The sequence below is a fragment of the Nocardioides oceani genome, assembly GCF_030412965.1.
Taxonomy (GTDB): Bacteria; Actinomycetota; Actinomycetes; order Propionibacteriales; family Nocardioidaceae; genus Nocardioides; species Nocardioides oceani.
Map to the genome: position 1 here is coordinate 1 of NZ_JAUHJQ010000023.1, position 16,922 is coordinate 16,922.

Here is a 16,922-nt window from a genome sequence, read left to right on the forward strand (position 1 = left end):
TGTTGGTCTCTTCGACGATCCGGACAGCTCCCTCACGGAACTCCCGGTCGTACTTCTTCCGCTTCTCTGGCATCTCGATCCTCATTGTCGATGCCTCTACGGTCCGGGGGGAACCTCATTTCGACACGGTCGGCGCTAGGGCGCCTCCCTGCTCAACCAACGGAGGAGCCAGGCACCTGCCAGCGAGCCGTCGTCGAAACCCGGTGACCGTGGTCGCCGCCCTGCACCCCTCACCGGGTTTCGACACGGTCGGCGCTGAGGCGCCTCCCTGCTCAACCAACGGGCATCCGCGCTAGGGCGCCTCCCTGCTCAACCAACGGGCAGCCGCGCTGGGGCGCCTCCCTGCTCGACCAACGGGCATCGGCGCCGGGCACCTCTCGGTCAGCCCCCGAGCCGGTGGAATGCGCGCGTCTGCAGCACGAGCTCGCCGGCCTCGTCGGAGGCGTCGAGGTCGACGACGGCGTCGACGACCCAGTCGTGGTGGCCCTCGGGGTCGTGGAGGGTCTGCCGGACGGTCCACGTCCGACCCTCGGAGGACTCCCCCGGCGCGACCTCGAGCAGGTCCGGCCCGCGCGCGTCGGCGTCGGTGAGGACGGTGTCGTGCTCGGCGTAGTACGCCTCGATCGCCTCGTCCCACGCGGAGCGGGTCATCACGACCTCGGCCGGCGGGTCGGTGCGGTCGGCGTCGGCGCGCTCCATGGCCATCAGTCCGTCCAGGTCGTCGCGGGCGACCAGGTCGACGCGGCGCCACATCGCGTTGCGGATCATCACCCGGAACGCGCGGTCCTGCTTGGAGATCGGTCGCGGCGGGGGCGGCGGGGCGTGCTCGGCCACGTCCCGACGGACGTGGCCGGGGTCGCTGAGCGCCTCCCACTCGTCGAGCAGCGAGGAGTCCGTCTGCCGCACGGTCTCCCCCAGCCACTCGACGAGGTCCTCGAGCTCGGGGGTGCGGTGGCTGTCCGGGACGGTCTGCCGGAAGGTCCGGTAGGCGTCGGTGAGGTAGCGCAGCACCAGCCCCTCGGAGCGGGCGAGCTGGTAGCGGGAGACGAAGTCGGTGAACGTCATCCCCTGCTCGTACATCTCGCGCACGATCGACTTCGGCGCCAGCGACTCGCTCTGCTCGACCGGCGGCAGCCACGGGTGGCCCTCGCGGTAGAGCTCGTACGTCGCCTCGAGGAGCTCGCGCAGGGGCTGGGGCCAGGTGATGTCCTCCAGCAGCGCCATCCGCTCGTCGTACTCCAGGCCGTCCGCCTTCATCTCGGCGACCGCCTCGCCGCGCGCGGCGTGCTGCTGGGCGAAGAGAATCTGCCGCGGCGCCTCGAGCACCGCCTCCACGACGGAGACGATGTCGAGGGTGTGCTCCTCGGCCTCCGGGTCGAGCACCTCCAGCGCGGCCAGCGCGAAGTGCGCGAGCGGCTGGTTGAGGGCGAAGTCCGGCGGCAGGTCGACGGTCAGCACGTAGCGCCGGCCGTGCTCGTCGGGCTCGTCCAGGCGCGTGACCACCCCGGAGCGGACCAGGCTGCGCGCCAGGCGGAGCGCGCGCCGGCTGAGCCGCAGCTGGCTGCGCCGGTCCTCGTGGTTGTCCTGGAGCAGCCGGCGCAGGACCGCGAAGGCGTCCTCCTCGCGCGCCAGGACGTTGAGGAGCATCGCGTTGTCGACCTTCATCCGGCTGGTCAACGGCTCGGGGACGCCGGCCACGAGCTTCTCGTAGGTCTGCTCGGTCCACACCACCGCGCCCTCGGGCGCCTTCCTCAGCTGTGCCTTGGACTTGCGCTTGGCGCGCTTCTCCTCGCTCATCGCGGCGTTCTTGGCCTCGGCCTTGGCCTTGGCCTTCTCGTTCTCGATGACGTGCTCGGGGGCCTGGACCACGACGTAGCCGACCGTGTCGTAGCCGGCGCGGCCCGCCCGGCCGGCGATCTGCAGGAACTCCCGGGACCGCAGGACCCGCTGGCGGGTGCCGTCGAACTTCGCCAGCCCGGTGAACAGCACGGTCCGGATCGGGACGTTGATGCCGACGCCGAGGGTGTCGGTGCCGCAGATGACCGTGAGCAGGCCGGCCTGGGCCAGCTGCTCGACCAGCCGTCGGTAGCGCGGCAGCATGCCGGCGTGGTGGACGCCGATCCCCCGCTTGAGCATCTTCGCGAGGGTCTTGCCGAAGCCCGCCCCGAACCGGAAGCCGGCGAGCCGCTCGGCGAGCGCGTCCTTGTCGGCGCTCTCGATCTTCTTGGCCGCCAGCAGCGAGGTGGCGTGCTCGACGGCCGCCGCCTGGGTGAAGTGCACGACGTAGACCGGCGCCTGGCCGGTGGTGACCAGCTCCTCGAGCTGCTCGGCCATCGGGGTCAGCGACCAGCTGAAGTGCAGCGGCACGGGCCGCTCGGCCTGGTCGACCACGGCGGTCTCGCGCCCGTTCCGGCGGGTCAGGTCCGCGGCGAGCCCGGAGACGTCGCCGAGCGTGGCGGACATGAGCAGGAACTGCGCCTGCGGCAGCTCCAGCAGCGGCACCTGCCAGGCCCAGCCGCGCTGCGGGTCGGCGTAGTAGTGGAACTCGTCCATGACCACGAGCCCGACGTCGGCGCGGGAGCCCTCGCGCAGCGCGATGTTGGCGAGCACCTCGGCGGTGCAGCAGATGATCGGGGCGTCGGGGTTGACCGCGGCGTCGCCGGTGAGCATGCCGACGTCGTCGGCGCCGAAGACCTCGCAGAGCGCGAAGAACTTCTCGCTGACCAGCGCCTTGATGGGCGCGGTGTAGAAGCTGACCCGGTCGGTGGCGAGCGCGGCGGCGTGTGCGCCGAGGGCGACCAGCGACTTCCCCGAGCCGGTCGGGGTGGCCAGGACGACGTTGCTGCCGCCGAGGAGCTCGATGACCGCCTCGTCCTGGTGCGGGTACATCGCGAGCCCCCGGGTCTCCACCCACCCGGTCAGGGCGTCGTAGACCTCGTCGGGGTCGTCGGTCGTCGGTACGGCGAAGGAGGCCATCAGTCGCGGGCTCGGGGATGGGCGGTCGCGAAGACCTCACGCAGGTTGTCCACGGTGACCAGTGTGTAGACCTGGGTGGTGGTCACCGACGCGTGCCCCAGCAGCTCCTGCACGACGCGCACGTCGGCGCCGCCGTCGAGCAGGTGCGTGGCGAAGGAGTGGCGCAGCGTGTGGGGCGAGACGTCCGCGGTGACGCCGGCCCGCTCGGCGGCCTTGACCAGCACCGCCCAGGCGGACTGGCGCGAGAGCCGGCCGCCGCGCGCGTTGAGGAAGAGTGCGCCGCCGTTGCCGGTCCCGGTCGCCACGGAAGCGAGCTCCGGGCGGCCGCGGACGAGGTAGGCGTCGACCGCCTCGCGGGCGTAGGACCCCACGGGCACCAGCCGCTCCTTGCCGCCCTTGCCCCGCAGCAGCACGGTGCCGGCGAGCTCCTCCTCCACCGGCGGGGCGAGGTCGTCCACGTCGAGCCCGACCGCCTCGGAGATCCGGGCGCCGGTGCCGTAGAGCACCTCGAGCAGCGCCCGGTCGCGCAGCGCGAGCGCCGTGCCCGGGGCCCCGGCCGCCTCGAGGATCGCCTCGACGTCCGCCAACGGCAGCGCCTTGGGCAGGCGCTTGGCCGGCGTCGGCGGCTTCACCGCGCTCGCCGGGTCGACCTGGGCCAGCCCGTCGGCCACCGCGAACCGGTGGAACCCACGCACCGCCACCACGGTCCGCGCCGCGGACGTCGAGCTCAGCGGCGGGTGGTCCGCGTCGCCCTCCCGCAGCCGCGCCAGGAACTCCGCGACGGTCGCCTCGGTGACCTCGGCCAGGTCGCTCACGCCGACCTGGTCGAGGTGGCCGAGGTAGCGGCGCAGGTCGCGCCGGTAGGACGACAGCGTGTTCGCGGCCAGTCCGCGCTCGACCGCCAGGTGGTCGAGGTAGGTGCGGACCGCCCGAGCGACGGTGGATTGCCCGGTCGACTGCTGGGTGCTCAGGCCAGCACCTCGTCGAGGGCCGTCGCGTCCATGCCGACGGCCGCGCCGACGGGGGAGTTGGTGAGCCGACCGGCGTGCGTGTTGAGGCCGAGCGCCAGCGACCGGTCGTCACGGCACGCCTGCTGCCAGCCCTTGTCGGCCAGCGCGACGACGTACGGCAGGGTGGCGTTGGTGAGCGCGTAGGTCGAGGTGTTCGGGACGGCGCCGGGCATGTTCGCGACGCAGTAGAAGATCGAGTCGTGGACCTGGTACGTCGGGTCCGAGTGCGTCGTGGGCCGAGTGTCCTCGAAGCAGCCGCCCTGGTCGACCGCGATGTCGACGAGCACCGAGCCGGGCTTCATCTGGGCGACGAGGTCGTTGGAGACCAGCTTCGGCGCGGCCGCGCCCGGGATCAGCACCGCGCCGATCACCAGGTCGGCCTCGGTCACCTGCTGCTCGATCGCGAGCCGCGAGGAGGCCAGGCCGTGCACGCGGTTGTTGTAGCGCCAGAACGACATCCGCAGCTTGTCCAGGTCGGTGTCGAGCAGGGTGACGTCGGCGCCCATGCCGAGCGCGATGTTGGCCGCGTTCTGGCCGGCGACGCCGGCGCCGATGACGACCACCTTGGCGTTGGCGACCCCGCCGACACCGCCGAGCAGGACGCCGCGGCCACCCTCGGCCTTGAGCAGCGAGTAGGCACCGACCTGCGGCGCCAGGCAGCCGGCGACCTCCGACATCGGGTAGAGCAGCGGCAGGCCACCCGAGGGCAGCTGCACGGTCTCGTAGGCGATCGCGGTCACCCGGCGGGACACGAGCTCCTCGGTCAGCGGCTTGTCCGCGGCCAGGTGGAGGTAGGTGAAGAGGGTCAGGCCGTCCCGCAGGCGGTGGTACTCCTCCGCGACCGGCTCCTTGACCTTGAGCACCAGGTCCGCGGCGCCCCACGTCTCGTCGGCGTCCCCGACGATGCGCGCGCCGGCGGCGGCGTACTCCTCGTCCGGGATCGAGGACCCGACGCCCGCGCCGGCCTGGACGAGCACCTCGTGGCCGTGCGCGACCAGCTCGTGCACGCCGACCGGGGTGATGGCGACGCGGTACTCGTGGTCCTTGACTTCCTGGGGTACACCGACCTTCACGGGCGTGGGTTCCTGTCTCGCGTGGGTACGTCGCCACCTCGTTGTGGCGACGTCGCGACACTACCGCTCGGAGGTGTCACACAGGTCACGTCGACGTGTCGGCCCCGCCGTGTCCCACCAACCCGTTCGCGGCGGCCAGGAGCACCGCCTGCACCAGCGGCCCGTCGCCCACGCGGCCGTCGAGGACGGCGGTGCGCAGCTCGTCGTACGGCACCCAGAACGTCTCCATGTCGGCCTCCTCGTGCCGCAGCACGAAGTCGCCGCGGTCGACCGTCCGCAGCCCCCGCGCCAGGAACAGGTGCATCACCTCGGCCGAGATGCCCGGCGAGGACCACGTCGTGGCCAGGTGGGTCCAGTCCTCCGCCTCGAGCAGCGCCTCCTCGCGCAGCTCCCGGCGCGCCACGTCGAGCGGCTCCTCCTCCGCGGGGCCGTCGAGCAGCCCGGCCGGCAGCTCGACGAACCGGCGCCCGGCGGCGTGGCGGTACTGCGAGAGGCACAGCACCCGGTCCCCGTCGTCGACCGCCAGCACGATCACCGCCCCGGGGTGCTCCAGCACGATCCGCGCGAACGGCTCCTCCCCGTCCCCGCCCGGCCGGCTGACGAGGTCCTTCCGCAGGTCGACCACCCACCCCGTGTCGGTCAGGTGGGCCGAGTCCGTCACGGGCCAGCTCTCCGGGCGGTCCTCCATGTCGTGCGTCGCCATGCCGCGACGGTACCCAAGCCCGCGTCGATCGCGGTCCACGCTCTCCCCCGGCCGCCGCCGCGCCGGGGGCCCCGCCGCGGGAGCCACCACCCCGCCCGCCTCAGGCGCGGCTTCCCAGAGGCCGCCGCTCGGCTCACGGGGTTTCGACACGCTCGCTGGCGCTCGCTGCTCAACCAGCGCTACGCCGCAGGCGCGGCTTCCCAGAGGCCGCCGCTCGGCTCACGGGGTCTCGACACGCTCGCTGGCGCTCGCTGCTCAACCAGCGCTACGCCGCGGGCGCGGCTTCCCAGAGGCCGCCGCTCGGCTCACGGGGTTTCGACCCGCTCGCTGGCGCTCGCTGCTCAACCAGCGCTACGCCGCAGGCGCGGCTTCCCAGAGGCCGCCGCTCGGCTCACGGGGTCTCGACACGCTCGCTGGCGCTCGCTGCTCAACCAGCGCTACGCCTCAGGCGCGGCTTCCCAGGGGCCGCAGCTCGGCTCACGGGGTTTCGACACGCTCGCTGGCGCTCGCTGCTCAACCAGCGGTGGTCCTGGCGGCCTTCGCTGCTCAACCAGCGGCGGGTGCCCGGGTCAGGCCTCGGCGGGCGCCTCGGTCGGGGCGTCCACGTCGATGGGGAACCGCAGCTCGCGCTGCCGCTCGATCGCCGCGCCGACCAGCCCGGCGAAGAGCGGGTGCGGCCGGGTCGGCCGCGACCGCAGCTCGGGGTGCGCCTGGGTGGCGACGTAGTACGAGTGGACCTCCCGCGGCAGCTCGACGAACTCGACGAGGTCGTGCTCGGGGTTGGTGCCCGAGAAGACCAGCCCGGCCTCGGCGAGCTGCCGGCGGTAGGCGTTGTTGACCTCGTACCGGTGGCGGTGCCGCTCCTCGATCACCGGCGCGCCGTAGACCTCGCGGACGATCGACCCCTCGGCCAGCGCCGCGGGGTAGAGCCCGAGCCGCATGGTGCCGCCCAGGTCGCCGGCGCCCTCGACGTACTCCTTCTGCTCGGCCATCGTCGCGATGACCGGCTCGGCGGTGGCCGGGTCGAACTCGGTGGAGTCGGCCTTGCCGAGACCGGCGACGTTGCGGGAGTACTCGATGACCATGCACTGCAGCCCCAGGCACAGCCCGAGCGTCGGGATGCCGTGGGTCCGGGCGTAGGCCAGCGCGCCGATCTTGCCCTCCAGGCCGCGGATGCCGAAGCCGCCGGGCACGCAGATCGCGTCGACGTCGCTGAGGTGCCGCTGCTGGCCCGCGGGGGTCTGGCACTCGTCGGACGGCACCCAGCGCAGGTGCACCTTGGCCTCGTGGGCGAAGCCACCGGCCCGCAGCGCCTCGGCGACCGACAGGTAGGCGTCCGGCAGGTCGACGTACTTGCCGACGAGCGCGACGGTGACCTCCTCGCGCGGGTGGTGGACGCGGCGCAGCAGGTCGTCCCAGGCGGTCCAGTCGACGTCGCGGAAGGGCAGGTCGAGGCGGCGGACGAGGTAGGCGTCGAGGCCCTCGCGGTGCAGCACCTTGGGGATGTCGTAGATCGACGGGGCGTCGGCGCAGGTGATGACCGCCTCCTCGTCGACGTCGCACATCAGCGCGATCTTCTTCTTGATCCCCTCGGGCAGCTCGCGGTCGGCGCGGCACACGACCGCGTCGGGCTGGATGCCGACCTGGCGCAGCGCGGCGACCGAGTGCTGGGTGGGCTTGGTCTTCAGCTCGCCGGACGGGCCGATGTAGGGCACGAGCGAGACGTGGATGAAGAAGCAGTTGTCGCGGCCCACGTCGTGGCGGACCTGGCGCGCGGCCTCGAGGAACGGCAGCGACTCGATGTCGCCGACGGTGCCGCCCACCTCGGTGATGACCACGTCGACGGCGTCGTCGCCCTCACCGGCCATGGCGCGGATGCGGTCCTTGATCTCGTTGGTGATGTGCGGGATGACCTGCACCGTGTCACCGAGGTAGTCGCCGCGGCGCTCCTTGGCGATGACGCTGGAGTAGACCTGCCCCGTGGTGACGTTGGCGATCTGGTTGAGGTCGGTGTCGAGGAACCGCTCGTAGTGACCGATGTCCAGGTCCGTCTCGGCCCCGTCGTTGGTCACGAAGACCTCACCGTGCTGGAACGGGTTCATCGTGCCGGGGTCGACGTTGAGGTACGGGTCGAGCTTCTGCATCGTGACGCGCAGGCCGCGCGAGCGCAGGAGGCGACCGAGGCTGGAGGCCGTCAGACCCTTGCCCAGCGAGGAGGCGACGCCTCCGGTCACGAATACGTGCTTGGTGGGCGTCGGGTTCTTCACGGGACTCCATGCTATCCCAGGATCGGGCGGGTCAGCCCAACGGCACGGCGCCGTCGGCACCGGAAGCCCCGAAGGCGCCGCCCTCGCCCGCGAGCCGGCGGAGGACCGCCAGCACGGCGGTCACCTGGCCGAGCGTCGACTCGGTGCCGTCGACGGTCGCGACCACGTCGGCGACCGGCTCGCGGCGCAGCGCGGCGAGCAGGCCGCCGCTGCGCGCCTGGTCGGTCGTGCCGGTCACCACGACGCCGCTGGAGGTCTCGGCCGCACCGCTGAGGACGCCGTCGAGCACGGCCAGCACCGCGGGGGTCGGCTCGTCCTGGCCCAGCACCACCACGATCGCGGGAGCACGGGCGACGTCGCCGTCGGGCGAGACGACCAGCTCGGCGCCGGCCAGGCTCTGCCGCACCGTGCGGGTCTCGTCGGTGGCCTCGCTCGCCTCGTCGCCGGTGGTGGCCAGGGCCACGCCGACCAGCTGCCCCATCCGGGCGTACGTCGCCGCGCCGGCGTCGACCACGCCCGCGCCGAGGTCGGCCGCCAGCTGGCTGCCCAGCGTGTCGACCAGCGCCTTCTCCGAGGCGGCCAGCAGCGCCGGCTGCACGTCGTAGCGGCCGGTGACCGACCCGCCCGCGAGCTCCACCTGCTCGGTCAGCCCCGCGACGGTGCTGTCGTCGGCGCCGGGCATCGCGAGGACCGCGACCGGACGACCGGCCAGCCGGCCGTCGTACAGCTGCTCGGCGGCCGCGGCGGCGAAGGTGTCGCCGTACCCCGCCGCGAGCCGCGCCTGCTGGGTCACCGCCCGGGCGGGTGCCTGCTGGTCCTCGTCGCGGCCCAGCTCGCTCAGCGGTCCGCCGCCCAGGACGACCCCGACCGCGAGGGCGAGGAAGACGGCGACGAGCGAGACGACGTGGTGGCGGTAGGTGATCACGGGAGCAGTCCTCGGAGGGTGTCGGAGAGCTGGTCGGCCCACTCCTGGCCGACCGGCGTGACGCCGACGGCCGCGGCGAGGGCGACCAGGCCGGCGAGCATGACCAGCAGGAGGTGGTGGGGCCGGACGCGGCCGGAGTACAGGTGGGGAACGGCCGCGGCGTCGACCAGCCGGGCGCCGAGCTTGAGCCGGGTCAGGTAGGTGCTGGCGAGCCCGGAGCGCTCGCGGTCGAGGAACTCCTCCAGGCTGGCGTCCATCCCCACCCCGATGACCAGCGCCGCCTCGGCGGCGTCGGCGACGACGAGGGCGGCGTCCTCGGCCGTGGCGTCGGTCTCGATGCGGAGCGGTCGGACGCCGAGGCGCTCGAGGGACTCGACCGTCTCCCCGCCCCCGGTGCCGCGCCCGCTGCGGACGACGACGTCGCGCGCGCCCTTGAGCGTGCGGGCGCTAGGGACGGCGTCGGGGTCGGCGGCGTCGACGACCACGACGTCGACCCGGCGCCCGCGCTCGCAGACCGCGTCGGCGCTCCGGCCGACGGCGACCACGACCGGCTCCTGCTCGCGCAGGTAGGGGCGGAGGCGGTCGAGCTCGCCGGCCACGTCGGGGCCGTCGGCGACCACGACGACGGTGCGGCCGGCGATCCTCGTCGAGGGCACGGGCACGCCCACCCCGTTGAGGAGGAGGTCCTGCTCCCGCCCCAGGAACGCGGTGCTGTTGTGGGTGAACGTCTCGAGCTGCGTGGCCAGGCCGCCTCGTGCCCGCGCGAGGTCCTCGGCCAGCGTGTCGGCGTCGACCTCACGCCCCGAGGCGAGCTGGCGCCCGCCCGCGTCACAGTCCTCGAGGACCGCCCCGGCGTGCAGCCGCACCCGGGACCCGTCGCGGACCGCGGGGAGCGCGGCGGCACCGATCCCGTCGAGCATGGGTATCCCGGCGCGGAGCAGCACCTCGGGACCCAGGTTCGGGTAGCGGCCCGACACCATCGGTGAGGCGTTCACGACCGCCGCCACGCCCGCGTCGACGAGGCGCTGGGCGGTGGCACGGTCGAGAGCGGGGTGGTCGAGGACGGCGATGTCGCCTGCCTGCAGGCGGGGCAGCAGGACCCGGGTGCGGCGCTCGACGCGCGCGGTCCCCGACACCCCGGGCAGGACGTGGTGCTGCTGGCGGGTGCTGAGTCTCATGGCCGCCCCATGGTCACAAACGCAGGCACCGCGACGCCGGACCACTCCCCGCCGGGCGCGTCGGCGTGGGGCAGGTCACCCCGACCGGACCCGGCCCAGCGCTCAGTCCAGCTCTCGGCCCAGTGCTCGGCCCAGTGCTCAGGTCAGGGCGCGGGCGGAGGCGGCAGCCTCCAGGAGCTCGCGCGCGTGGGCGAGCGCGGTGTCGCTCTCGGTCATGCCGGCGAGCATCCGGGAGAGCTCACGCTCCCGGGCGGCGTCGTCAAGCACGGTCAGGCCCGAGCTCGTCACCGTCCCGTCGCTGGACTTCTCGACCACGACGTGCCGGTCGGCGAACGCCGCGACCTGCGGCAGGTGGGTGACGACGAGGACCTGCGCCGACTGCGCGAGCCGCGCGAGCCGGCGGCCGATCTCGACCGCGGCCGTCCCGCCGACGCCGGCGTCGACCTCGTCGAAGACGAACGTCGGGACCGGGCTGGTGCCCGACAGCGCCACCTCCAGCGCCAGCATCACCCGGGACAGCTCGCCGCCCGAGGCTCCCTTGTGCAGCGGGCGCGGGTCGGAGCCGGTGTTGGCGGCGAGGAGCAGCTCGACCTCGTCGACGCCCGACGAGCCGTAGCGCAGGTGCCGGTCCCCCACGGGCAACGGGGCGGGGGCGCCACCGCCCGACGCGGCGGCCGGGTCGAGCTCGGTCTGCCGCACCTCGACGCTCACCCGCGCGTGCGGCATCGCCAGCAGCCCCAGCTCCGCGGTGACCTCCTCGGCCAGGCGGCCCGCGGCCTCCGTCCGGGCCGCGCTCAGCTCGCCGGCCAGCCCGCCCAGCTCGGCGCGGAGCGCCTCCCGCCCGGCACGCAGCTCCTCGATCCGCTCGTCGGTGCCGTCGAGCTCGAGCAGCCGACGCGACGAGGTCTCCGCCCACGCGAGCACCTCGTCGATGGTCTCGCCGTACTTGCGGGTCAGCGCGGTCAGCGCCGCGCGACGCTCCGAGACGGTGGCCAGCCGGTTCGGGTCTGTCTCGATCCGGGTGGCGTACGACGCGACGTCCGCGGCGACGTCGGAGAGCAGGTAGGTGACCTCGGCGAGGCGGTCGGCCAGCTCGCCGGCCTCGGCGTCGTGCTCCCGCACCCCCTCCAGCGCGGACCGCGCGGCGGACGCCGTGCCCAGCGCGTCGGGCGACCCGTGCTCGCTGGAGAGCGCCTCGCGGGCGACCTCCGCAGCTGTGCGCAGGGTGTCGGAGAAGCCCAGGCGGGTCTCCTCCGCGGCGAGGGTCTCGTCCTCCCCCGGCTCGGGTGCGACCTGCTCGACCTCCTCGAGGCCGAAGCGCAGCAGGTCGGCCTCCCGCGCGCGGTCGCGGGCGGTCGTGACCACCTCGTCGAGCTCCCGCTCGACGCCGGCCAGCCGGCGGTGCACGTCGCGGTACCGCTCCAGCAGGCCGGCCACGACGGCGCCGCCGAACCGGTCGAGCGCCTCGCGCTGGGCGCGCGGCTGCAGCAGGCGGTGCTGGTCGGACTGGCCGTGCACCGCGACGAGCGGCTCGGCCAGCGACGCGAGGGACGAGACGGGCACCGAGGCGCCGCCGACGTACGCCCGGGAGCGGCCCTCCGCCGAGACGTTCCGGGCGAGCACGACCCGGTCGTCCTCGACCGTCCCGCCGGACTCCTCCACCGCGGCGGCGAACGCCGCCAGCGACCGAGCGTCGACGACGCCCTCCACCCGCGCGGACCGGGCGCCCGAGCGCACCGCGCCGCTGTCGGCCCGGCCGCCGAGCAGCAGCCCGAGCGCGGTCACGATCATCGTCTTGCCGGCACCGGTCTCGCCGGTGATCACGGTCAGGCCGGGGCCGAGCTCGAGGGTCGAGGAGTCGATGACACCGAGCGAACCGATCCGGATCTCCTCCAGCACCTCACGCCTCCCGTCGTCGTCGTTCCGCCTGGCCCCGCCAGCCCTCGACCGGCAGCCCGAACTTGGCCACCAGCCGGTCGGTGAACGGCGAGTCGTGCAGCCGCACCAGCCGCACCGGCTGCGTGCCCCGCCGCACCTCGATCCGGGCGCCCGGCGGCAGGTCCACCGTGCGTCGTCCGTCGCACCACAGCACCCCGGCACCCTCGGTGCGCGCGAGCACCTCGACCGCGAGCACCGAGGTCGGTGCGACCACCAGGGGCCGCGCGAAGAGTGCGTGCGCGCTGATCGGGACCATGAGCAGCGCCTCGACGCCGGGCCACACGACCGGTCCGCCCGCGCTGAAGTTGTACGCCGTGGAGCCGGTCGGCGTCGCGCACACCACGCCGTCGCAGCCCCACCGCGACAGCGGCCGGCCGTCGACCTCGACCACCACCTCGAGCATCCGCTCGCGGGCGGCCTTCTCCACGCTCGCGTCGTTGACCGCGAACGTGCTGGTTACGAGCTCGCCGTCACGGAAGACGCGGACGTCGAGGGTCATCCGGTCCTCGGCGACGTACCGCCGGTCGACCACCGCGTCGATCGTCGACTGCACGTCGTCGACCTCGGCCTCCGCGAGGAAGCCGACGTGGCCCAGGTTGACGCCGAGCACCGGCGTCCGGCTGTGGTAGGTGATCTCCGCCGCCCGCAGGATCGTGCCGTCCCCGCCGATCACGACCGCGAGCTCGCAGTCGCGGGCCGCGCCGTCCTCGTCCCGGGCGACCTCGATGGCCGGGGAGTACGCCGCGGGGTCGATCGCCAGGTCGGCCGCCTCGTCGGCGAGCAGACGAACCACGATCCCGCTGGCGCTCAGCGCCTTGCAGAACGCCAGCGCCACCTCGCGCGCCTCCTCGCGCCCGGTGTGGGCGAGCATGAGGACGCGGCGCGGGGCCGGCTCGGTCGTGGTCACTGCTCAACCTTCTCACCCGGCACCGACGACGGCGGACCGCCGCGCACGACGCTGTGGACATCCTCGGCCGTCACGGTCGCCGGGCCGCGGCGCAGCCACAGGAAGAACTCCACGTTGCCCGAGGGGCCCGGGAGCGGGCTGACCGTCACCGCCCGCGCTCCCCAGCCCCGCCGCGCGGCCGCGTCGGCGACGCCCAGCACCGCCTCTGCCCGCAGGCCCGGGTCGCGGACGACGCCGCCCTTGCCGACCCGGTCCTTGCCGACCTCGAACTGCGGCTTGACCATCGGCACCAGATCGCCGTCCTCGGCGACGACCGCGAGCAGCGCGTCCAGCACCAGCGCGAGCGAGATGAACGACAGGTCGCCGACGACGAGGTCGACCGGACCGCCGACCAGCTCGGGGGTCAGCTCGCGGACGTTCGTGCGGTCGTGGACGACCACCCGCTCGTCCTGCTGCAACCGCCAGGCCAGCTGTCCGTACCCCACGTCGACCGCCACCACCTCAGCGGCATCCCGCCGCAGCAGCACGTCGGTGAACCCGCCGGTCGACGCGCCGGCGTCGAGGCAGCGGCGCCCCGCGACCGCGAGGCCGAGCGGCTCGAAGGCGTCGAGCGCACCGGCGAGCTTGTGACCGCCGCGCGAGACGTAGTCCGGTCGGTCGGGGTCGCTGGCCACGACGATGGCGAGGTCGGTGGTCACCCCGGTCGCGGGCTTGGTCGCCCGCGCGCCCTGGACGGTCACCCTGCCGGCGGCGATCAGCTCGCTGGCGTGCTCGCGCGACCTGGCCAGGCCGCGCCGGACGAGCTCGGCGTCGAGCCGGAGACGACGGGGAGGCACGGCCGGTCAGGCGGGGTCGGCGGAGGGCGCCGACGCAGCGGCACCGGGATCGGCGTCGAGCGCGCGCCGGAGCCCCTCGTGGGCGGCCTCAAAGACGGCGACGTGCTCCTCGAGCGGCCGGTGGTCCAGCTCCTCGACCGCGGCGACGACCCGGTCCACGTGCTCGACACCGGTGCGCACGGGCGCGGCGGGGCGGGTGCCCTCGGCGGAGAGGTCGGCCTGCTCGCTCATGCGGGCGAGGCTACCTGCCGGTGTCCGCGTCCGGCGCTCGCAGCCCCGCGCCGTCGACCGGCTCCCCGGTGGCGTCCAGGTGGCGCCAGGAGACGGCGGCCACGACGCGCCACCAGTCGGCGACGGCCCCCGAGCCGTCGACCTGCACCGTCCCCGACTCCACGCGTGCGCTCCACCCGCCGACCTCGGCGGATCCCCCGGCGCTCCCCTGCCCGGTCCCGTCCTCCACGACGACCTCGGGGTGCGGGTCGAGCAGGCCGGCGAGGTCGGGGGCCAGGTACGTCGGGCGCTCCTCGGGCCGCGCAGCCACGAGCTCGGGCAGGCCGGTCACTCCCGTGAGCACCAGCAGCGAGTCGATCCCGGCCTCGTGGGCGCCGGCGATGTCGGTGTCGAGCCGGTCACCCACCATCAGCGGGCGCGCCCCGCCGACGCGCCGGACGGTCTCGTCGAGCAGCGGCCGCTGCGGCTTGCCGGCCACCACCGGCGTCACGCCGGTGAACCGCTGGACGGTCTCCACGAGGACGCCGTGCCCGGGGGCGGTGCCGTACGGCGTCGGGATGCTGAGGTCGGTGTTCGACGCAACCCACCACAGGCCGTCGCGGACGCGCACCGCCGCGCGCATGATGTCGCGCCAGAGCACGTCCGGCCCGTAGCCGGTCACCAGCGCCTCGGCCTCGTCCTCGACGCCGACCGGTGTGAGCCCGGCCGAGCGCACCGCCTCCTCGAGCCCGGCGGCGCCCAGCAGGACGACCGGCGCGCCCGCGGGCAGCCGGTCGGCGAGCACGCGGGCGGCCGCCTGGGCCGAGGTCACCACGTCGTCCGCGCCGGCCGCCACCCCGAGGCTGGTCAGGTGCTCGGCGACCGTCGCGGGCGTGCGGGAGGCGTTGTTGGTGATGAAGGCGAGCCGCAGGCCACGGTCGCGTGCCTGCTCGAGGTGGCCCGGGGCGCCCGGCACCGCCTCGCCCCCGACGTACACCACCCCGTCGAGGTCGAGCATGGCCAGGTCGTAGGCCTCGACCAGGCCGGTGGGACAGCTCCCGAGCACCACGCTTGCCTCCTCACCGCTTCGTCGCGCAGGCACCCTACGATGCCTCGATGGACTCCAGCGCCGTGGTGACCCCGCCGTACGTCGCCGGGCCCTTCGCGCTGGCGCCGTTCCGCGCCATCACCCTGGCGCCGCGCCGGGTCGGCGACCCGGCGTCCGCCCGGGTCCTCGCCCGCCCGTACCGCTCGGTGCCCGACCGGATCCGACGCTGGGAGGCCGGAGGACAGCTGACCCGCGACGTGCGGCCGGCGGTCTACCTGCACGAGTACACCGCGGGCGGGATCACCGTCCGGGGGCTGGTCGGGGCCCTCGACGTCTCCCGCCGGGCGGCCACCGCCGCGGACGGCGCGGTCTTCCCCCACGAGGGCATCCACCCCGCGCAGGCCGACGAGCTCGCGGACCGGATGAGCCAGATGCAGCTGAACCCGGCGCCGATCCTGCTGGTGCACCACGGTCGAGAGGAGACCCGCGAGCTCCTGCGCGCCGTCCGCTCCGAGCCGCCGCTCCACGACTTCACCGACCGCGCCCAGCAGCAGCACCGGCTGTGGGCCGTCCGTGCGCCCGCGCGGGTCGACGCGCTGACCGCCCAGCTCGCCGGCACCCGGGCCTTGATCGCGGACGGCCACCACCGCTACAGCGCCTACCTCCGGCTCCAGCGGCGTGACCCGGGAACGGCCTGCGACCGCGGGCTGGCGATGCTGGTCGACCAGGACGACACCCCGCTCTTCCTCGGCGCGATCCACCGCGTGCTGACCGGGAGCCGGTTCGAGGACGTCCGGGCCGCTGCCGAGACGGTCGGGATCCCGTTCAGCGAGCTGACCCACACCGCGGCCGTCGAGGCGCTCGGCCCGGACACCCTCGTCGCCACCGACCGCGAACAATGGGCTGCGCTCCAGATCCCGCCGCGGTCCGGGCGGCTGGCGGTCGAGGCGCTGCACGAGGAGCTCGTGCCTGCGTTGGCGCGTGGCCCTCACCGCATCGGCTACCTCCACTCCGCCGAGGACGCCCTGGCCGAGGCAGGGCCCCAGGTCGGGACGGCCGTCCTCGTGCCGGCACCGCCGGTGGACAGCGTCCTGGGCATCGTGGCCGCCGGACGCCTCCTCCCCCAGAAGGCGACGTCCTTCCAGCCCAAGCCGAGCCTCGGAGTGCTCATCCGGTCCCTGACCGACGGATGAGCCTGGCGGCCCGCACCTCGACCTCGGTGCGCGACGCCGCCCCTCCACCGGCCCGGAAGAACCGTCGGCGGACCGCCCCCGTCACCTCGACCACGTCACCGACCCGCCACGAGCCGATCGTCCGCCGGGGCCGGGCTGCCCACACCGCGCAGTCGAGGGCATCGACCGTCTGCTTCGACCTGACCTGGTCGCCCGCCCTGGTCACCGCCAACCGGAACGTCCAGAGGGCGTCACCGCTGGGCAGCACCCTCTCCTCGGGCGCCTGCGAGACCCGGCCGACCAGCCGGACCTCGTTGACGTGCTTGACCCGGCCGTCGGGGGCCGGGACCTTCTCCTTCGCGCGTGCGGACATCCGCATCACCTCCGCCCACCACGCTCCCCGGGGGGACCGACACGGCGGACCGCCGACGCGCGAGCGGTGTGGACGAGCGCTGCCGAGGCGTTCTTGTGGACGACATCTGGCGCACGGCCGACGGAGATGTCCTGAAATGCGAAGCAGGGCCATCCCGGTGACGGGATGGCCCTGCTTGCTAATGATATGTCCGGCGGCGTCCTACTCTCCCACAACCTCGCGGTTGCAGTACCATCGGCGCTGAAAGGCTTAACTTCCGGGTTCGGGATGGGACCGGGTGTTTCCCTTTCGCTATGGCCGCCGTAA

At 74.2% G+C, this 16,922-nt stretch carries 14 protein-coding genes and 1 rRNA gene; 1 reads left to right on the forward strand and 14 read right to left on the reverse strand.

Going from position 1 to position 16,922, the window contains the following annotated elements; genetic code table 11:
* Positions 1 to 381: 381 nt before the first annotated feature.
* The 12 genes from QWY28_RS22590 to QWY28_RS22645 all read right to left on the reverse strand — a co-directional run bounded on the left by QWY28_RS22590 (position 382) and on the right by QWY28_RS22645 (position 15,092).
* A complete protein-coding gene (locus QWY28_RS22590; protein ID WP_300955180.1) occupies positions 382 to 2,976 on the reverse strand; it encodes a DEAD/DEAH box helicase in 2,595 nt (864 codons plus the stop codon).
* Entirely contained in the window at positions 2,976 to 3,947 is a 972-nt protein-coding gene (locus QWY28_RS22595; RefSeq protein WP_300955193.1) for a site-specific tyrosine recombinase XerD, read from the reverse strand. Before QWY28_RS22595 ends, QWY28_RS22590 begins: the two co-directional genes overlap by 1 nt.
* Positions 3,944 to 5,059, reverse strand: coding sequence for an alanine dehydrogenase (ald, locus tag QWY28_RS22600; RefSeq protein ID WP_300955181.1), 1,116 nt, complete (start codon positions 5,057 to 5,059; stop codon positions 3,944 to 3,946). Before ald ends, QWY28_RS22595 begins: the two co-directional genes overlap by 4 nt.
* Before the next feature lie 85 nt (positions 5,060 to 5,144).
* Positions 5,145 to 5,762: an NUDIX domain-containing protein gene (locus QWY28_RS22605; protein ID WP_300955182.1), complete on the reverse strand. Its 618-nt coding sequence runs from the start codon at positions 5,760 to 5,762 to the stop codon at positions 5,145 to 5,147.
* Between the two features lie 569 nt (positions 5,763 to 6,331).
* Positions 6,332 to 8,029 (reverse strand): CTP synthase, encoded by a 1,698-nt coding sequence (gene pyrG / locus QWY28_RS22610; RefSeq protein WP_300955183.1) that lies wholly within the window; start codon positions 8,027 to 8,029, stop codon positions 6,332 to 6,334.
* A 31-nt stretch (positions 8,030 to 8,060) separates the two neighbouring features.
* The gene (locus QWY28_RS22615; protein WP_300955184.1) at positions 8,061 to 8,954 is read right to left on the reverse strand and encodes a copper transporter; all 894 of its coding nucleotides are present in this window, start codon (positions 8,952 to 8,954) and stop codon (positions 8,061 to 8,063) included.
* On the reverse strand, positions 8,951 to 10,132 hold the full coding sequence (gene steA, locus QWY28_RS22620) for a putative cytokinetic ring protein SteA (protein WP_300955185.1): 1,182 nt from the start codon (positions 10,130 to 10,132) through the stop codon (positions 8,951 to 8,953). Before steA ends, QWY28_RS22615 begins: the two co-directional genes overlap by 4 nt.
* Positions 10,133 to 10,270: 138 nt before the next feature.
* Positions 10,271 to 12,031, reverse strand: coding sequence for a DNA repair protein RecN (gene recN / locus QWY28_RS22625; RefSeq protein ID WP_300955186.1), 1,761 nt, complete (start codon positions 12,029 to 12,031; stop codon positions 10,271 to 10,273).
* 1 nt (position 12,032) lies between these two features.
* Positions 12,033 to 12,977, reverse strand: a complete 945-nt coding sequence (locus QWY28_RS22630) for an NAD kinase (protein ID WP_300955187.1) — start codon at positions 12,975 to 12,977, stop codon at positions 12,033 to 12,035.
* On the reverse strand, positions 12,974 to 13,813 hold the full coding sequence (locus QWY28_RS22635) for a TlyA family RNA methyltransferase (RefSeq protein WP_300955188.1): 840 nt from the start codon (positions 13,811 to 13,813) through the stop codon (positions 12,974 to 12,976). Before QWY28_RS22635 ends, QWY28_RS22630 begins: the two co-directional genes overlap by 4 nt.
* Before the next feature lie 6 nt (positions 13,814 to 13,819).
* The gene (locus QWY28_RS22640; protein WP_300955189.1) at positions 13,820 to 14,044 is read right to left on the reverse strand and encodes a hypothetical protein; all 225 of its coding nucleotides are present in this window, start codon (positions 14,042 to 14,044) and stop codon (positions 13,820 to 13,822) included.
* Positions 14,045 to 14,054: 10 nt separating this feature from the next.
* On the reverse strand, positions 14,055 to 15,092 hold the full coding sequence (locus tag QWY28_RS22645; RefSeq protein WP_300955190.1) for an HAD-IIA family hydrolase: 1,038 nt from the start codon (positions 15,090 to 15,092) through the stop codon (positions 14,055 to 14,057).
* A 47-nt stretch (positions 15,093 to 15,139) separates the two neighbouring features.
* Between QWY28_RS22645 and QWY28_RS22650 the strand changes: the two genes are divergently transcribed.
* The gene (locus QWY28_RS22650) at positions 15,140 to 16,264 is read left to right on the forward strand and encodes a DUF1015 family protein (protein ID WP_300955191.1); all 1,125 of its coding nucleotides are present in this window, start codon (positions 15,140 to 15,142) and stop codon (positions 16,262 to 16,264) included.
* On the opposite strand, the gene QWY28_RS22655 is transcribed toward QWY28_RS22650, so the two are convergent.
* A complete protein-coding gene (locus QWY28_RS22655) occupies positions 16,239 to 16,616 on the reverse strand; it encodes a single-stranded DNA-binding protein (protein WP_300955192.1) in 378 nt (125 codons plus the stop codon). The genes QWY28_RS22650 and QWY28_RS22655 overlap by 26 nt on opposite strands.
* 188 nt (positions 16,617 to 16,804) lie before the next feature.
* Positions 16,805 to 16,921, reverse strand: a 5S ribosomal RNA gene (rrf, locus tag QWY28_RS22660).
* Position 16,922: the final 1 nt, after the last annotated feature.

Excerpts from the sequence above, each read along its gene's own strand:
- QWY28_RS22650 (WP_300955191.1), top strand. The coding sequence starts at position 15,140 with ATGGACTCCAGCGCCGTGGTGACCCCGCCGTACGTCGCCGGGCCCTTC.
- QWY28_RS22590 (WP_300955180.1), bottom strand. The coding sequence starts at position 2,976 with ATGGCCTCCTTCGCCGTACCGACGACCGACGACCCCGACGAGGTCTAC.
- QWY28_RS22605 (WP_300955182.1), bottom strand. The coding sequence starts at position 5,762 with ATGGCGACGCACGACATGGAGGACCGCCCGGAGAGCTGGCCCGTGACG.
- QWY28_RS22640 (WP_300955189.1), bottom strand. The coding sequence starts at position 14,044 with ATGAGCGAGCAGGCCGACCTCTCCGCCGAGGGCACCCGCCCCGCCGCG.
- QWY28_RS22655 (WP_300955192.1), bottom strand. The coding sequence starts at position 16,616 with ATGTCCGCACGCGCGAAGGAGAAGGTCCCGGCCCCCGACGGCCGGGTC.
- steA (WP_300955185.1), bottom strand. The coding sequence starts at position 10,132 with ATGAGACTCAGCACCCGCCAGCAGCACCACGTCCTGCCCGGGGTGTCG.